Below are 15,489 nucleotides of genomic sequence, written 5' to 3' on the forward strand. Positions count from 1 at the left end.
CCCGTCTCTCATCCGTCAGGCGGCGTGTTGATCGGGGTCTGCCAATGCTGTTGTTTTGATGCCAAAGGGATTGCTTCGCAGGGCAATCAGCCGACGAAGATGACCGATGACCTGCTTGCCAGTGATAAAACGTGTGCATTCGTACTGCCGGTCCGTGCCTTTGTGGCGCGGACACCAGAAATAGTCCTGATGATCAAAATTGAATCGCACGTCATCCCAGCAGCCGTTGCAGACATGGGTGTTGATGACGCGCCAGGGGGTATGAAATTCGCTGTTCGGCAGGCTGAATCCGCTGATCAGCACCACCGGAATGCGGCAGCCCCAGGCAAGCCAGGAGAGACCGCTGCCAAGGCCGATAAAAAATTCGGCGTGCTCCAGCAGTGCCACGCGTTCAGCGAGGGGCAGGTTGCCGGTAAAATCTTCCGCGCCGTGGGGGATTTTGTTCCAGATGTAACCGCGACCTACCACGCGCTCTTTGTCGATACACAGCACGCGGTAGCCCTGCTCTTTCAGATAGTCGATAACTTCATGCCAGCCGCTCCCGTTGTTCCAGAATTTGGCCTGACTGGTGGACTGGGTAGCGATGCAGACATAGGGTTCCTCGATACGACGCGCGCTGTGCTGGCGCAGATCCGGAACGATTTCTGTGGGATCAACGCCGAGAATATGCCCGGCGGTGCGGTGCAGACCGACAACGCGAAAATCAAATGGCTGCTTGTCGAGATCGCCGTGAAAAAATAACCCGACGCGCCAGCTGGCGTAAGGCGGCTCACTCACGCCCGGCCCGGTTTGCCACTCCTCGGGGGTAGCACAATTAAGCTGCGGATAGACAGGCTTGAAGAGATCGACGATCGGCTGAGCCATGGTGCAATAAACGTTGCACTGGTAAGTCTGCCGAAAGCGTTCGGCGTAAGGTACCCAGCCAATGAGGTCGCCCAGCGTACCGCCGGGAAATGAAACCAGTACCGTTTTGCCGCGTATATCCAGAACATGGTCCAGCACCGGCTCCGACTGCACGCCGTCCCAGACCCGCAGACGAAACGGCACGTAATATTTTTTTGTGCTGATTACCCAGCCCTGCGCGACATCGTCGGCAAACAAAATATTTCCCGTTTCGTCATCGCTTATTTCTACCCGCCAGTTACCAGCTGGCAACAATAACCGGGCACCGTCATTAAAATCGTACAGGATGCCCATCGGTCCCTGCTGGGTCGGAATTTCTGGCGGCGGAATAAAAGCATATCCCTGTCCAGCAACAGCGGAAGTTGTCATCACCCAACCTTCATCATGAGTAAACGCATTAAATAAGGCTGGCAGTAAATAATAAGCAGGCACCAGCCGACCTCCGGAGCTAATAATCCGGAACGAAATTTTTTATAAATTTTTCGGGTCTCATCAAGAGTCGCTTAAGAGTAGTAACAAGGCGTTTTATTGCAAATTCTTTCTAAAAGTTAAAGGCCATAAGTATCAACAATTTAGTTTTCTACCACTTTCGCAATTCATTCTGCTTTTTAATAAAAAACAAGCAGTTAACCCTCAACAAAAGCAAGCATTTTAAGATTATCCTTAAAACAAATTTCATGCAAAAACGTGATGTTAATTCAGAAATATAAAATATATTTCCACCCTTTTAAGCAGTACTCCTCAGATATATCCGCCTCGCTGATGCAAAAGAGAGAAGTAAAAACCCGTCGCCCTGGCGATTATTTAAAAAGCAAACTGGCGCACATTTTTTATTAAATTAATACCCACAACCCCTTGCGCATAAAAAACAAACAGAAAAATCTTATTGTTTATTTTTCAATATCAGGAGGCGAGAAAGTAAATAAGCGGAGCCGTAGAAGAGAAATAACACGGCGTGAGAGTGGTTCAAACTGATGCCATTACGATGGCCAGGCCGCGGGCTGCCTCGGCTACGCAACGGTTGCGCAATTTTGTGATAACGGTTACACAACAAATCGATAAAGACGATAAATTCGTATTTTGAAACAGCGTTTTTAATTCCTTTCTGTCGATGTCGACGCTATAATGCCGCCATCCTAATTTGAATGGATTCAGCTGATTGAACTGTAAAACAAATTCCTCACATCAATTTTTCCCCGATCTGGCTGAATCTCAGGCACACATTCTTCTGCACGCTTTTTTGATGTCACCTATCCTTAGACTGTGGCATCGCTCTTTTCGCAACACAGGTTTGACTCCGGAGCCGTGCGCTAACCGGAGCGTAAATTCCCAATCCTTCTCAACTCAAACTTAAAGACCAGAACTGTCATGAAAAAGACCAAAATTGTTTGCACCATCGGTCCGAAAACCGAATCCGAAGAGATGCTGGCGAAAATGCTGGACGCTGGCATGAACGTCATGCGTTTAAACTTCTCTCACGGTGACTATGCTGAGCACGGCCAGCGCATCAAAAACCTGCGCAACGTGATGAGCAAAACCGGTAAAAAAGCGGCAATTCTGCTGGACACCAAAGGTCCGGAAATCCGCACCATCAAACTGGAAGGTGGCAACGACGTCTCCCTGAAAGCAGGTCAGACTTTCACCTTCACCACTGACAAATCTGTTGTCGGCAACGCGGATACTGTTGCCGTGACGTACGAAGGTTTCACCAACGATCTGAGCGTTGGCAACACCGTACTGGTAGACGATGGTCTGATCGGTATGGAAGTGACCGAAATCGTTGGCAATAAAGTTATCTGTAAAGTGCTGAACAACGGCGACCTCGGTGAAAACAAAGGCGTAAACCTGCCTGGCGTTTCCATCGCCCTGCCGGCGCTGGCTGAAAAAGATAAGCAAGACCTGATTTTCGGTTGCGAACAAGGCGTCGACTTTGTTGCAGCCTCCTTCATCCGTAAACGTTCTGACGTGGTTGAAATTCGTGAGCACCTGAAAGCGCACGGCGGCGAGCATATTCAGATCATCTCCAAAATTGAAAACCAGGAAGGCCTGAACAACTTCGACGAAATCCTCGAAGCCTCCGACGGCATCATGGTTGCGCGTGGCGACCTGGGCGTTGAAATCCCGGTTGAAGAAGTGATCTTCGCGCAGAAGATGATGATTGAAAAATGTATCCGCGCGCGCAAAGTCGTTATCACTGCGACCCAGATGCTTGATTCCATGATTAAAAACCCGCGTCCGACCCGCGCTGAAGCTGGCGACGTGGCGAACGCCATCCTCGACGGCACCGACGCAGTGATGCTGTCTGGCGAATCAGCTAAAGGGAAGTACCCGCTGGAAGCGGTGACCATTATGGCCACCATTTGCGAGCGTACCGATCGTGTGATGACCAGCCGTCTGGATTTCAACAACGACAGCCGTAAACTGCGCATCACTGAAGCGGTTTGCCGTGGCGCTGTTGAAACTGCTGAAAAACTGGAAGCTCCGCTGATTGTTGTTGCGACTCAAGGCGGCAAATCTGCTCGCGCTGTGCGTAAATACTTCCCGGATGCCACTATTCTGGCGCTGACCACCAACGAAGTGACCGCACGTCAGCTGGTGCTGAGCAAAGGCGTTATCCCGCAGTTGGTGAAAGAGATCTCTTCTACAGATGATTTCTACCGTCTGGGTAAAGAAGTAGCGCTGGAAAGCGGCCTGGCAAGCAAAGGCGATGTGGTCGTTATGGTTTCCGGCGCACTGGTTCCGAGCGGCACGACAAACACGGCTTCCGTCCACGTCCTGTAATAATAACCGGACAATTCGGACTGATTAAAAAAGCGCCCTTGCGGCGCTTTTTTTATATTCCCGCCTCCATTTAAAATAAAAAATCCAATCGGATTTCACTATTTAAACTGACCATTATCTAAGATGAATCCGATGGAAGCTCGCTGTTTTAACACGCGTTTTTTAACCTTTTATTGAAAGTCGGTGCTTCTTTGAGCGAACGATCAAATTTAAGTGGATTCCCATCAAAAAAATATTCTCAACCTAAAAAACTTTGTGTAATACTTGTAACGCTACATGGAGATTAACTCAATCTAGAGGGTATTAATAATGAATCGTACTAAACTGGTACTGGGCGCGGTAATCCTGGGTTCTACTCTGCTGGCTGGTTGCTCCAGCAATGCTAAAATCGATCAGCTGTCTTCTGACGTTCAGACTCTGAACGCTAAAGTTGACCAGCTGAGCAACGACGTGAACGCAATCCGTTCCGACGTTCAGGCTGCTAAAGATGACGCAGCTCGCGCTAACCAGCGTCTGGACAACCAGGCTCACTCTTACCGTAAGTAAGAGTTCCTGTAATGAAATGGCGCACTCGGTGCGCCATTTTTTTTGCCTGTAATTTGTCCTTCCGTTTCGTCTACTGCGTTACCGCCTTCTGTTGGGCTTCTGCATCCACCGTCGTTTCTTTCGCACTGTTCTGTACGGATAACACGCTTTCCGGCAACGCTGCCGCCGCTGTCTTAACCGGAATCGCTATCGGGTAACCTGCCCGCCGATTCAACGCCTGCGTAATCATGCCACTATCACCACCGGCATTATGGATAAACGCTTCCAGCGCGGGAGAGAAGGTGATCGGCACCGTCTGCGTATTTTCTTCAACCTTTTGTGCCAGCGGACGATGCACTTCAATAAAATGCCGCCCGTCAGGCTCTACGGCGTATTTCACCGGTTCGTTGATAATCGTCACGCGCGTACCAGCCGCAACCTGAGAAAACAGCGCCTGGATATCCGGTGCATTCATGCGAATACAGCCTGAACTTACCCGCAACCCAACGCTGTCCTGTGCATTTGTTCCGTGGATAAGATATTCACCGTTGCCAATGCCCAGACGCAGCGCAAAGCGCCCTAACGGGTTATTTGGCCCCGCAGGTATCACCGGCGGCAATTCAATGCCGTTTGCTAGTGAACGCGCGCGTATGCCCGCTGTCGGTGTCCAGGTTGGGTTCGGGATCTTCTGGCTGACTCGCGTCACGGAAACCGGCGTTTCCAGCCCCTGTTGCCCAATACCAATCGGGTAAACCTGCACACTGTTTTTTCCCGGCGGGAAATAATACAGGCGCAGCTCAGCCAGATTAACCACAATCCCTTCACGCGGCGTATCGGGCAAAATCATTTGTGAAGGAATGGTGACGATCGTACCCGGCCTCGGTACGGGTGCAATCGTGTTATTGGCTTCAAGGATCAACATGGCTGCCGTGTCGAAATGGCGGGCGATCGCCTGCAGGTTTTTATCCCCCGCCTGCACGGTGTAAGTCTGGTTTTGCCCAATAACACGGCTACCGTCGGCAGGCAGAGGATATTCTGCCGCACAAGCCACCTGGAGTGCGCTTAAAGCGCCGAAAAGACATAATGAGAGCAAAGACGCGCGTTTCATACTGAAGTTCCTGTATCCACTGACAAGGTGTCAGAAAGCTGAAGATCCAGCGAGGCGCCTAACGCCTCGCGTCGTAACAGGATGAAATATGGTCTTTTAAGTTTAGCTAATGTTGGCGGCTTTGTTGCGAATCGCGCGAATCATTGCCTCAAGCCCCTGCGAGCGAGAAGGCGTCAAATGTTGCGTGAGGGACATCTTTTCAAACCACGGGCGCACGTCAAACGCCACAATATCTTGCGCGGTCATCTGCTGGTAAAGCACAAAAACGATGGCAATAAGCCCTTTGACAATCGCGGCATCGCTGTCACCAGCCAATTCCATCACGCCAGCCTCATTGCGATGCATGACAATCCAGACCTGGCTCTGACAGCCCTGAATAATGTTCTCAGGATTGTGCGCTTCGGCACTTAATTCCGGTAGACGCTGCCCCAGCTCAATAATATAGAGGTACTTCTCTTCCCAGTTGGCACAGCGGCTAAAATTGCGCAGCAGTTTCTCTTTATCGGGTAATGCGGCCATTTTTGCCTCTCAAATTATCCCAGCAACTGATGAATGCGTTTCAGGCCAGCCACCAGACGATCCACCTCTTCTTCCGTATTGTACATAGCCAATGACGCGCGACACATGGCGGGCACATTGTAAAATGCCATCAGCGGCATCGCGCAATGGTGTCCGGTGCGCACCGCAACGCCGTAATTGTCGAGGAAACTGCCGACATCATAGGCGTGGTGTTTCCCGAGATTAAACGCGATGACGCCCTTGCGCTGCGCCGGGCCATAAAGCGTCAGATCCGGCACATCCGCCAGCGCATTGAGCGCGTAATGCATCAGCGTCTGCTCGTATTCACCAATCGCTTCCAGCCCCAACTTGCGGACATACTCAATTGCCGCGCCAAGCCCGATAATGCCGCCTGTGTTCGGCGTACCGGCTTCAAAACGCCACGGCGCTTTCGCATAAGTTGTGCCTTCGGTCAGGCTCACGGTGGCGATCATCGAGCCTCCCCCTTCCCACGGCGGCATATCCTGCAAGATAGTCTCTTTGGCATATAACACGCCAATACCCGTAGGCCCATACAGTTTATGGCCGGAGAAAACATAAAAATCGCAATCCAGCGCCTGCACATCCACCGGATGGTGCATGACCGCCTGCGCGCCGTCCACCAGCACTTTCGCACCATGCTGATGCGCCAGCGCAATGATTTCCGCCACCGGGTTTTCGGTGCCCAGCACGTTCGACACCTGCGTGATCGCCAGCAGCCGCGAGCGTTCATCCAGCAGCGTTGGCAACACATCCAGTTGCAGCGTGCCATCCTGGTTAAGCGGGATCACGCGTAACTCCGCGCCCACACGCTCGCACAGCATCTGCCACGGAACGATATTGGCGTGGTGTTCCATCGCGCTAATGATAATGTTGTCGCCCGCGCGCACCTGGCTGTTCCCCCAGCTGTTCGCCACCAGGTTAATTCCCTCGGTAGTACCGCGTACAAACACCAGCTCTTCCGGCAAACGTGCATTAAGAAACGCCGCCGCCTGCACTCGCACATTTTCCATCCGCTGGGTGGCTTCCGCGCTCAGCGTATGAATGCCACGGTGAACCGCCGCGTACCCGTGGCGGAAAAATTCAGCTTCGGCATCAATCACTTGGTTCGGCTTTTGCGCACTGGCTGCGCTGTCGAGATAGGCCAACGGTAGTCCGTTCACTTCACGCTGCAGCACCGGAAAATCGGCGCGAACGGCGTTCACGGGAAAACTCATACTCTGCCCCCTGCCAGGCGCTGGCTGATACGCGCCAGAACCTGTTGTTTTAATGCTTCGTCGCTAATGGCTTCCGTCAGTTCAGCGGCGAAGGCATGGATTATCATCTGTTGCGCCGCCTGTTGATTGATCCCGCGCGAGCGCAAATAAAACATTTGTTCATCATCAATGCGGCCAACCGTCGCGCCATGGCTGCATTTCACATCATCGGCATAAATTTCCAGTTGCGGCTTGGTATCCACCTCCGCCAGACGCCCGAGCAACAGATTATTGTTGGTCATCTGCCCGTCGGTTTTGATGGCATGTTGCGCAACCTTGATCAGGCCATTAAACACCGCGCGACCTTTATCGCTGACGATGGTTTTATGCAACTGGCGGCTGTTGCAATAGCCCTGATTATGCTCAAGCCAGGTGCGGGTGTCGCACACTTCCGATTTCACCGGCATCGCCAGGGTATTAATGCGCAACTGCGTGTTTTCACCATTAAGTTGCGTGCTGGTGTTATGGCGCAACACCGCGCCGCCGAGCAGGAAACTGTGGCTATCTGCCGCCGCATCCGCCGCAAGCAAGATGTCATTGTGCGCAAAGTGGTAGCTTTGCGGATTTTCAAACGCCAGTTTGACGTGGTGCAGGTGCGCATTCGCCGCCACATTCATCGTCAGGCGTGAGCCCGTAAAGTGACGCGCATCGTTCAGACTGACGTAATGTTCGTAAATTGTCGCTTCCGCGCCCTGGGCAAGCTCAAGATGGTGGCGATAATGGGCGGTATTCATCTCGTCGCCTGCCAGCCCTTGAGTAATATGCATAAGCAGCAAAGGCTTAGCAGGACGCTGGTTACGCGCTACCTGAATCAAGGTCACGCTCTGCGCCAGGCTTTCTGTCAGATGCAGGAACACTTCCGGCTGCACCGGTGCAGGCAGCGCCTCCCGCACATCGGTAAATTTGACCTCAAAACCGGAACCTGCGGTGTCATCGCTCAGCGCCGCGTTAAACTGACCATCGACAAACACCAGCCGTACGGCATCCACCGGCAATGCCAGCGAATCGCGCTGCCCGGCACCAATCGTGCCAGAGGTACTCACAAACTGGCTATTCAGTAAGCCTTCCAGCGGCGTGTATTTCCAGTTTTCATGTTTGCGTGTCGGCAACCCTAAACGCAGCATTTGCTGCAGATGCTGCTGCGCCGATTCAGAACGCGCGCCACCCTGCGTTTCAAACAGATGATGCCACTGTTGCAGCGCGTTACTGCTGTTCGGTAAGCCAGCCATAGCCCTGCTCCTCCAGTTGCTTAACCAGCGTGAAATCACCGGATTTCACGATGCGCCCCTGATACAACACATGAACGAAATCCGGTTTGATGTAATCCAGGATCCGCTGATAGTGCGTGACAATAATAAATGCGCGTTTTTCGTCACGCAGCGCATTCACCCCTTCGGCAACAATTTTCAGCGCATCAATATCAAGACCGGAGTCCGTTTCATCCAGGATGCATAGTTCAGGTTCCAGCACCGCCATTTGCAGAATGTCGTTACGTTTTTTCTCACCGCCGGAGAAACCGACATTGACCGAACGGGTAAGCAGATCTTCGGGCATTTTCAGCAGCTTGATTTTTTCTTCCATCAGATCCTGGAAGTCAAAGCGATCCAGCGCCTCTTCGCCGCGATATTCACGCACCGCATTAAGCGCCGTTTGCAGGAAAAACTGGTTACTGACACCGGGGATCTCTACCGGATACTGAAACGCCATAAACACGCCTTCACCGGCACGCTCTTCCGGCGAAAGCTCCAGCAAATCCTTGCCTTTAAACTCGACGCTGCCGCCTACCACTTCGTAATCTTCACGTCCGGCCAGCGTCGCGGAAAGCGTACTTTTCCCGGAGCCGTTCGGCCCCATAATTGCGTGGACTTCACCGGGGCGCACCTCCAGGCTCAGACCACGCAGGATCTCTTTATCTTCAACGCTTACCTGCAAGTCTTTAATACTTAACATTTCTTATCCTTTAATTCTTAACCGACGCTGTGTTCAAGGCTGATAGCCAGCAGTTTTTGCGCTTCAACGGCAAACTCCAGCGGCAGTTCAGAGAAGACGTCTTTACAGAAGCCGTTGACGATCATGGAAATGGCATCGTCTTCACTGATCCCGCGTTGCAGGCAGTAGAAGAGCTGGTCTTCACCAATACGCGATGTCGTGGCTTCATGCTCAAGCTGCGCGCTGTTATTACGGCACTCGACATATGGGAAAGTATGCGCCCCACAATCCGGGCCAATCAGCATCGAGTCGCACTGGGTGAAGTTACGGGCATTGGTCGCCGTCGGCATGATTTTCACCAGCCCGCGATAGCTGTTCTGGCTATGCCCGGCGGAGATCCCTTTCGAAATAATCGTCGATTTGGTGTTCTTACCGATATGGATCATCTTGGTGCCGGTATCCGCCTGCTGATGTCCGCTGGTCAGCGCAACGGAGAAGAACTCACCGATGGAGTTATCGCCGCGCAGAATACAGCTCGGGTATTTCCAGGTGATGGCGGAGCCCGTCTCAGATTGCGTCCACGACATCTTGCTGTTTTCGCCTTCGCACAGCGCACGCTTGGTCACAAAGTTGAGAATGCCGCCGGTGTTGTTATCCCCCGGGAACCAGTTCTGCACCGTGGAGTATTTCACTTCCGCGTCTTTGTGGATGATCACTTCCACCACTGCCGCGTGCAGTTGATAGCTGTCGCGTACCGGTGCGGAACATCCTTCGATATAGCTGACGTAGCTCCCTTCATCCGCCACCAGGATGGTGCGCTCAAACTGACCGGTTTTTTCCGCATTAATGCGGAAATAGGTCGACAGTTCCATCGGGCAACGCACGCCTTTCGGGATGTAGATAAAGGTGCCATCTGAAGCAACGGCAGCGTTAAGCGCGGCGAAAAAGTTGTCGTTAGAAGGCACCACCGTTCCGAGATATTTTTTTACCAGTTCCGGGTGGTCATGAATCGCCTCGCCGAACGAGCAGAAGATGATCCCTTGCTCCGACAATTTTTCCCGGTACGTCGTTGCCACGGAGACGGAGTCAAAAATCGCGTCGACCGCCACTTCTTTACCTTCACGCACCGGGACGCCTAGCTGGTTAAAGGCCTCTTCAACTTCTTCCGTCAGCCAGGCATTTGCGCCGGTCTGTTGCACCGCACCAGGCTGCGAGGCGCACGTGTCATCGCAGTTGCCACAGGACGGTGCGGAGTAGTAACTGTAATCCTGGTAATCCAGTTTTTCGTAATGCGCTTTCAGCCAGTGCGGTTCTTCCATCTCCAGCCACGCCCGGAAAGCGTTCAGGCGAAACTCGAGCATCCATTCTGGCTCGTTGCGTTTCGCTGAAATGGCCCGCACGACCTCTTCATTGATGCCTTTTGCCAGCTCGTCAGTGCTCAGCCGGGTAAAAAAGCCCTCTTTATAATTGAGGTTACCGCCGGTCCAGATTTTGACATCGTCAGTTGCTTCAGTATTACGAGACATAGTACCGCCTATACCCCGAAACTTTCGCCACAGCCGCATTCGTGCTGGGCTTTCGGGTTATGAAATTTGAAGATCTGATTTAAACCTTCACGCACGTAATCCACTTCGGTGCCATCAATAAATGGCATCGCTTGCAGCGGTACGTAAAGGCGCGCGCCGTCAGATTCGTAAAGCAAATCGTCTTCGTTCGGCTCCGTCACGGTATCGAGTACATAGCCAAAACCTGCGCAACCCGTCTGCTTGATACCCAGCCGTACGCCGAGCACACCGGCCTGTTTACTGGCCAGCGCACGGATATGTTCTGCAGCAGCGGGTGTCATGGTTAGCCCCCGCCACGTAAAATCTTGCGGATTAAATGATTCCATCGTTTACCTCACATCAGCAGATCAAAGGCTCATAATGCTATGTTAGTGATAATGATTATCACTTCAACCTCTTTTCCGAAGGGTTATTAGCCACCAGCCCTTTTTTTCGGCACATGTTATAAGCATAGACTCTGCACAAAGGCTTTACAGGTAAGTGAAAATTTGTTTAATCAATTGATAAATAATGACTTTACAGGGCGTAGCGGCGACCAGGGGCTGAAAAAGAAAAGATGCATAGCCAATACCTATTATTGAGATAGGATTTTGAAATTTTTTAATGTTAAAAGTGACGCGTTTATCAGAACCTTATCTTTTCGCAAAACGCCGCCTTAAACACGTAGCCCCAACTTCGGCGCTTTGCGTTTTAAAATTAATCTCCAGTGATATCAACAGCCCGCCCGTCGGCGGCAAAATAGTCATAGTAAAAAGTTGAACCGGATGCTGGAATGAGTGTCCGAAAACAAGAATTTTTTACCACATTTGAGCAAGTTATGGATAAAACGGCGTTGATTTTGCTGCTGCTCGCGGTGGTGGTTCTGGTGGTGGGTTTATGGTCAATTTTCAGCGAAACGCTGTGGATAGTGGCCAGCTTCCTGGAAACGTTGCTTTACCCCACTATCTCCACACCGGAGTGACGTTATGGTGTTCTGGTCGCTATCGCATAAATAGCATGGGATAAGAAAAAACATTCGAAAAAGAAGGAATTACCCCCCTCATTTCTGAAATGAAGTCAGTTATGTTCGGCTTTTTTAAAATGTGCTCACGTTGCTGAGCCATCAAACAAGGAGAGTATTGATGAATGCAAAACCAATGATGTCTTTTTTAGATAGCGGAACGGGTTTTCCCGTGCTGTTAGGCCACAGCTATTTGTTTGATAAAGCGATGTGGTCGCCACAAATTGAAATGCTTAGCCAGCACTTTCGTGTGATAGCACCGGATTTGTGGGGGCATGGTGAATCTCCGGCATTGCCTGGCTCACCCACCTCTCTGGCCGATATTGCCGCCGACCATCTGGCTTTAATGGATTCGCTCAATATCGACCAGTTTGCCGTGGTTGGCTTGTCGGTCGGTGGAATGTGGGGAGCAGAACTCGCGGCCGCCGCACCTGCGCGGGTTAAGGCTGTGATGTTATTTGATACCTTTATTGGCGATGAAACGGATCTGGCGCGTGAGCGCTACTTCGCAATGCTCAACGCTATTGATGCGACCGGCACTATTCCCCCGGAGTTACTCGATTATATCGTCGGTCAATTTTATTCGCAGTTTGCCGCGCCTGAAGATGTTCAGCAGCTCACCGCTTATCTGTCCTCGCTTTCTGCAGAGCAGCTTCGCAGTAGTATTGTGCCGCTCGGTAAATTGATTTTCGGCCGACCGGATCGCATGGCTATTCTGGATTCTGTGGCTTGCCCGGCGCATGTGGCAACTGGCGAACTGGATCTACCGCGCCCGCCAGTGGAAGGACGACTGATGGCAGAAGCATTAGGCTGTGAATTCACGCTGATTCCAAATGCGGCGCATATCAGTAACCGGGAGAACCCTGAATATGTTTCGCAATTGATTGTCGGCTTCCTGAAGCAACATTGTTGATCCCTCATCACACTGCAAAAGCCAGGAAATTAGCACCCTGGCGATAGCCTGTTGCTAACCCTTTAATTAATCCGACGGGAAACAGGATTAGATGATACGTTTCCCGTTAGTTCTTTTATTCCCAATCTGGTTATGGCTGTCATAAAACTGTCATTATATTTTTATGTTCGGCAGTTTATTTTTAAACGTATCCTAAATACACCTTCTATACGTCTGTTACACATCGATGCCAAAGAAAGTAATAAAGGTTCTGGCTTATAAACACGCGCGCATTACCAGCAAAGATCTTACTTATGGTTAATATTGTTAATTAATTCGCACTTTATTGTCGTAAGCCAAACCTCATGCACAAGTTCGTTGCGCACATTCGCTGTCAATCATCTTTCTCACCACAAAACAACAACCTAATGCAAACTAAACATAAAGAACATAATCAAAAATCCGACAGAATATAGATATTAAGAATAATCTTCTTTTGTAATTTATAGATTTAAGCGATCATTTTTATGATAGTAATAGATGCAGACTATCAAAATAAGATAATCGATCATTCAAAACAATTTTCAATCGTTATCCGGCCCTGTGTAGAATTGAAAATTGTTCATTAAGAATGTCCTGTTCTTTTGAGTAGGGGCTAAATCAGGAAAATGAAAATTAACACACTGGAAATAAAAGGCAGAAAATTCCTGATGACGGCAGAGTTTCACCCCATCATTAATCTCTCTGGAAAAAACATTCTCCGCTATCAAGCGGTGGCGCAATTTTATAACGCTGAGGATTTTCTCATACCCGCAGAGCAAGCAGCAACGCTGCTCGAAGAAACAGTGGTCAGCAGAAAAGTCACCGATTTTATTTTTGAGGTTATTTGTCATGTACTAAAAATGAAGGAAACCATGACGCTTTCCTTCATTTTATCGCCGCAATTGGTTAATGATATGGATTATCTTACCCGGCTCATTGAACGCTGCCAGCACCATAATATTGCCCCGCAACGTATCGAAATTGAAGTTAGCGATCAAATCACTTATCCACAATTTATCAGTAGGTTACCAGCATTAAAGAAAGCCAAAGAGTATGGCTTTATGGTTTCACTCGGTAAATTTGGCTGTGGAAATGAACATGCAGAGCGCCTGCAATTGTTTGCGTTCAATACCATTAAAATCGATCGTTCCCTTGTCGATGGCATTGCCCGCCACCCGGCAAAACTTTCAACACTGCACCGTTTCATTGACAGCGTGATCCCTGCCGGTACGAACGTGATTTGCGAAGGCGTGGATAGCACAGCCGACCTCGCTCTGCTTAACAGGTATCACTCTGGCGGTATTCAGGGGTACACCTTTTCCCGCCCGCTGACTTTTAAGCAACTCCAGCTACTGGAAGGGTTTTAAACTCGCACACAAGCCGCTGGCGGGTGATTCGAACGTGCTACGTCAAGCTCACAGCACGTGCACTATTCCTCTGCGTTTTCGCGTGTGCAGATGATCGCTTTATCGTTAATGTGCTTACTGTCCGCGTAGAAGAAGGCTTTTTTACCCGTTTCAATCTGCGTGATGATATGAATAGCGGCCCAGTTGGTATCCTTGTTTTGATCCTGGCTGTCGGTATAAATCAGCGAGCGCCCGGAATATTGATCGGAGATATCATACGGATTCTCCTGAGGATTCGTGTAATGTCGACCATTGACAGTGAGCCCATCCGGTTCGACGCTGGCGCGGTATTCATCACACTGCAGCGTGATACCCGCAGCAGACGAATACGCCGATAATAAGGCTAAACAGCCGCCCGCAATAAACTTGACCATAACCATCCCGTATACATTTTGTTGGCAACAGAATAATACAACGCCCCTGAGAAGGGGCGCGTTAACAAAGGTTAGTTATAAAGCGAAGGTTCGCCGACCGGGCGAGTTTTAAATCGCCGGTGGATCCAGAGATACTGCTCCGGTGCGCGCAGAATTTCGCGCTCGATCACTTTGTTCATATAGCTAGCGGCGGCAAACTCATCCTCAACCGGATAGTCATTCAGCGCCTGGCCGATATGCAGCGAATAACCGGAGAAATCCTCTTTGCGCACCATCGTTACCGTCAACATTTTTGCCCCTGAAAGGCGCGATAAAACGTATGTCCCGTTGGTCGTTGCCGCGTTTTGAACACTGAAGAACGGGGCGAAAATACTGCCTTTGCGCCCGTAATCCTGATCCGGCGCGAACCAAACGGCTTCACCTTGTTTCAGCGCATTGACCAGACCTTTCAGGTTACGGCGATCAATCATCGATTTATTGGAACGCATACGCCCGCGCGTCTGCACCCATTCCATCAACACATTATTGTGCGGACGATAGGTGGCCATCATTGGCTGGCAAAGTCCCATTACACGCCCCCCCAGCTCCAGCGACATAAAATGCACGCCGACCACCATCACGCCACGCTGGCTGGCCTGGGCGGCCTGCAAGTGCTGATAGCCTTCGACATCAAACCAGCGGCGTACACGCTTATCCGACCAAAACCACGCCATGCCGGTTTCAATCAACCCCATGCCCAACGACATAAAGTTTTTCGCAATCAGCCGCTCGCGCAGCTCATCACTCATATGGGGGAAACATAATTCGAGATTACGGCGAGCGATACGCTCGCGACGTTGCAGGAAACGACGCGATTGCCGACCCAGCCCCGCACCAAGGCGGGCAAGAACAGGATAAGGAAGTTGAACGAGCAGCCAGAGCAAACCTAATCCGGCCCATGTCACCCAATGGCGTGGGTGTAAAAATGCAAGCTTGAACGATGTCATCATTGTTACCTAAAAGCCTCTATTCAGTAGCGCTTAAAGAGACAATGAATCACTTCATCAGGTCATTACGCGTTACAGCCACTCGCGCCGGTTACAGATAACCGGGCGGTACATCCAGTGCCGGACAATATAGCACGAAGAGCTAAAATCTAATGCTCAGAATAATGAATAAAAAATGAAGATTT

At 50.7% G+C, this 15,489-nt stretch carries 16 protein-coding genes; 6 read left to right on the plus strand and 10 right to left on the minus strand.

The annotated features are described in order from the left end of the window. Positions 1 to 15: 15 nt before the first annotated feature. Entirely contained in the window at positions 16 to 1,272 is a 1,257-nt protein-coding gene (locus M8Q36_RS19815) for an autotransporter strand-loop-strand O-heptosyltransferase (RefSeq protein ID WP_249882081.1), read from the minus strand. Between the two features lie 790 nt (positions 1,273 to 2,062). Here M8Q36_RS19815 and ynhH point away from each other — a divergent pair. The 3 genes from ynhH (at position 2,063) to M8Q36_RS19830 (ending at position 4,230) form a co-directional block, all read left to right on the plus strand. Then, the gene (ynhH, locus tag M8Q36_RS19820; protein WP_502825482.1) at positions 2,063 to 2,257 is read left to right on the plus strand and encodes a protein YnhH; all 195 of its coding nucleotides are present in this window, start codon (positions 2,063 to 2,065) and stop codon (positions 2,255 to 2,257) included. A 14-nt stretch (positions 2,258 to 2,271) separates the two neighbouring features. Next, the gene (gene pykF, locus M8Q36_RS19825) at positions 2,272 to 3,684 is read left to right on the plus strand and encodes a pyruvate kinase PykF (RefSeq protein ID WP_249882082.1); all 1,413 of its coding nucleotides are present in this window, start codon (positions 2,272 to 2,274) and stop codon (positions 3,682 to 3,684) included. Between the two features lie 309 nt (positions 3,685 to 3,993). Next, on the plus strand, positions 3,994 to 4,230 hold the full coding sequence (locus tag M8Q36_RS19830) for a major outer membrane lipoprotein (protein WP_007374746.1): 237 nt from the start codon (positions 3,994 to 3,996) through the stop codon (positions 4,228 to 4,230). Positions 4,231 to 4,300: 70 nt separating this feature from the next. Here the strand turns inward: M8Q36_RS19830 and ldtE are convergent, their stop codons facing one another. The 7 genes from ldtE to sufA all read right to left on the minus strand — a co-directional run bounded on the left by ldtE (position 4,301) and on the right by sufA (position 10,930). Beyond that, positions 4,301 to 5,317, minus strand: a complete 1,017-nt coding sequence (gene ldtE / locus M8Q36_RS19835; protein ID WP_249882083.1) for a L,D-transpeptidase LdtE — start codon at positions 5,315 to 5,317, stop codon at positions 4,301 to 4,303. Positions 5,318 to 5,419: 102 nt separating this feature from the next. Further along, positions 5,420 to 5,836 (minus strand): cysteine desulfuration protein SufE, encoded by a 417-nt coding sequence (gene sufE, locus M8Q36_RS19840; protein ID WP_017456581.1) that lies wholly within the window; start codon positions 5,834 to 5,836, stop codon positions 5,420 to 5,422. 14 nt (positions 5,837 to 5,850) lie between these two features. Next, positions 5,851 to 7,071: a cysteine desulfurase SufS gene (gene sufS / locus M8Q36_RS19845; protein WP_249882085.1), complete on the minus strand. Its 1,221-nt coding sequence runs from the start codon at positions 7,069 to 7,071 to the stop codon at positions 5,851 to 5,853. Next, positions 7,068 to 8,339 (minus strand): Fe-S cluster assembly protein SufD, encoded by a 1,272-nt coding sequence (gene sufD / locus M8Q36_RS19850; protein WP_249882087.1) that lies wholly within the window; start codon positions 8,337 to 8,339, stop codon positions 7,068 to 7,070. The genes sufS and sufD overlap by 4 nt, the downstream gene beginning before the upstream one ends. Beyond that, positions 8,314 to 9,060 carry a Fe-S cluster assembly ATPase SufC gene (gene sufC, locus M8Q36_RS19855; protein WP_249882088.1) on the minus strand — a complete coding sequence of 249 codons (747 nt, stop codon included), beginning with the start codon at positions 9,058 to 9,060 and terminating at the stop codon, positions 8,314 to 8,316. Before sufC ends, sufD begins: the two co-directional genes overlap by 26 nt. Positions 9,061 to 9,077: 17 nt before the next feature. Further along, a complete protein-coding gene (sufB, locus tag M8Q36_RS19860; RefSeq protein ID WP_017456577.1) occupies positions 9,078 to 10,565 on the minus strand; it encodes a Fe-S cluster assembly protein SufB in 1,488 nt (495 codons plus the stop codon). Positions 10,566 to 10,573: 8 nt separating this feature from the next. After that, a complete protein-coding gene (gene sufA, locus M8Q36_RS19865) occupies positions 10,574 to 10,930 on the minus strand; it encodes a Fe-S cluster assembly scaffold SufA (RefSeq protein WP_016496315.1) in 357 nt (118 codons plus the stop codon). A 446-nt stretch (positions 10,931 to 11,376) separates the two neighbouring features. Between sufA and M8Q36_RS19870 the strand changes: the two genes are divergently transcribed. The 3 genes from M8Q36_RS19870 to M8Q36_RS19880 all read left to right on the plus strand — a co-directional run bounded on the left by M8Q36_RS19870 (position 11,377) and on the right by M8Q36_RS19880 (position 13,905). Then, entirely contained in the window at positions 11,377 to 11,565 is a 189-nt protein-coding gene (locus M8Q36_RS19870) for an Ecr family regulatory small membrane protein (protein ID WP_017456575.1), read from the plus strand. 160 nt (positions 11,566 to 11,725) lie between these two features. Beyond that, on the plus strand, positions 11,726 to 12,517 hold the full coding sequence (locus M8Q36_RS19875; RefSeq protein WP_249882089.1) for an alpha/beta fold hydrolase: 792 nt from the start codon (positions 11,726 to 11,728) through the stop codon (positions 12,515 to 12,517). Positions 12,518 to 13,164: 647 nt separating this feature from the next. After that, complete coding sequence (locus M8Q36_RS19880) at positions 13,165 to 13,905, plus strand: EAL domain-containing protein (protein ID WP_249882090.1); 741 nt, start codon at positions 13,165 to 13,167, stop codon at positions 13,903 to 13,905. Between the two features lie 62 nt (positions 13,906 to 13,967). Here the strand turns inward: M8Q36_RS19880 and M8Q36_RS19885 are convergent, their stop codons facing one another. Both M8Q36_RS19885 and lpxP read right to left on the minus strand, forming a co-directional pair. Then, positions 13,968 to 14,318, minus strand: a complete 351-nt coding sequence (locus tag M8Q36_RS19885; protein ID WP_249882091.1) for a hypothetical protein — start codon at positions 14,316 to 14,318, stop codon at positions 13,968 to 13,970. A gap of 71 nt (positions 14,319 to 14,389) precedes the next feature. After that, entirely contained in the window at positions 14,390 to 15,307 is a 918-nt protein-coding gene (gene lpxP / locus M8Q36_RS19890; RefSeq protein WP_175272412.1) for a kdo(2)-lipid IV(A) palmitoleoyltransferase, read from the minus strand. Positions 15,308 to 15,489: the final 182 nt, after the last annotated feature.

Source organism: Kosakonia sp. R1.Fl (genome assembly GCF_023516815.1).
GTDB lineage: Bacteria > Pseudomonadota > Gammaproteobacteria > Enterobacterales > Enterobacteriaceae > Kosakonia.

What these genes read in the sequence shown, in the direction of transcription:
- M8Q36_RS19815 (WP_249882081.1), bottom strand. Translation starts at nt 1,272, where the DNA reads ATGACAACTTCCGCTGTTGCTGGACAGGGATATGCTTTTATTCCGCCG.
- sufD (WP_249882087.1), bottom strand. Translation starts at nt 8,339, where the DNA reads ATGGCTGGCTTACCGAACAGCAGTAACGCGCTGCAACAGTGGCATCAT.
- M8Q36_RS19880 (WP_249882090.1), top strand. Translation starts at nt 13,165, where the DNA reads ATGAAAATTAACACACTGGAAATAAAAGGCAGAAAATTCCTGATGACG.
- M8Q36_RS19870 (WP_017456575.1), top strand. Translation starts at nt 11,377, where the DNA reads ATGAGTGTCCGAAAACAAGAATTTTTTACCACATTTGAGCAAGTTATG.
- M8Q36_RS19830 (WP_007374746.1), top strand. Translation starts at nt 3,994, where the DNA reads ATGAATCGTACTAAACTGGTACTGGGCGCGGTAATCCTGGGTTCTACT.
- M8Q36_RS19875 (WP_249882089.1), top strand. Translation starts at nt 11,726, where the DNA reads ATGAATGCAAAACCAATGATGTCTTTTTTAGATAGCGGAACGGGTTTT.
- M8Q36_RS19885 (WP_249882091.1), bottom strand. Translation starts at nt 14,318, where the DNA reads ATGGTCAAGTTTATTGCGGGCGGCTGTTTAGCCTTATTATCGGCGTAT.
- sufA (WP_016496315.1), bottom strand. Translation starts at nt 10,930, where the DNA reads ATGGAATCATTTAATCCGCAAGATTTTACGTGGCGGGGGCTAACCATG.
- lpxP (WP_175272412.1), bottom strand. Translation starts at nt 15,307, where the DNA reads ATGATGACATCGTTCAAGCTTGCATTTTTACACCCACGCCATTGGGTG.
- sufC (WP_249882088.1), bottom strand. Translation starts at nt 9,060, where the DNA reads ATGTTAAGTATTAAAGACTTGCAGGTAAGCGTTGAAGATAAAGAGATC.
- sufE (WP_017456581.1), bottom strand. Translation starts at nt 5,836, where the DNA reads ATGGCCGCATTACCCGATAAAGAGAAACTGCTGCGCAATTTTAGCCGC.
- sufB (WP_017456577.1), bottom strand. Translation starts at nt 10,565, where the DNA reads ATGTCTCGTAATACTGAAGCAACTGACGATGTCAAAATCTGGACCGGC.
- sufS (WP_249882085.1), bottom strand. Translation starts at nt 7,071, where the DNA reads ATGAGTTTTCCCGTGAACGCCGTTCGCGCCGATTTTCCGGTGCTGCAG.
- ldtE (WP_249882083.1), bottom strand. Translation starts at nt 5,317, where the DNA reads ATGAAACGCGCGTCTTTGCTCTCATTATGTCTTTTCGGCGCTTTAAGC.
- pykF (WP_249882082.1), top strand. Translation starts at nt 2,272, where the DNA reads ATGAAAAAGACCAAAATTGTTTGCACCATCGGTCCGAAAACCGAATCC.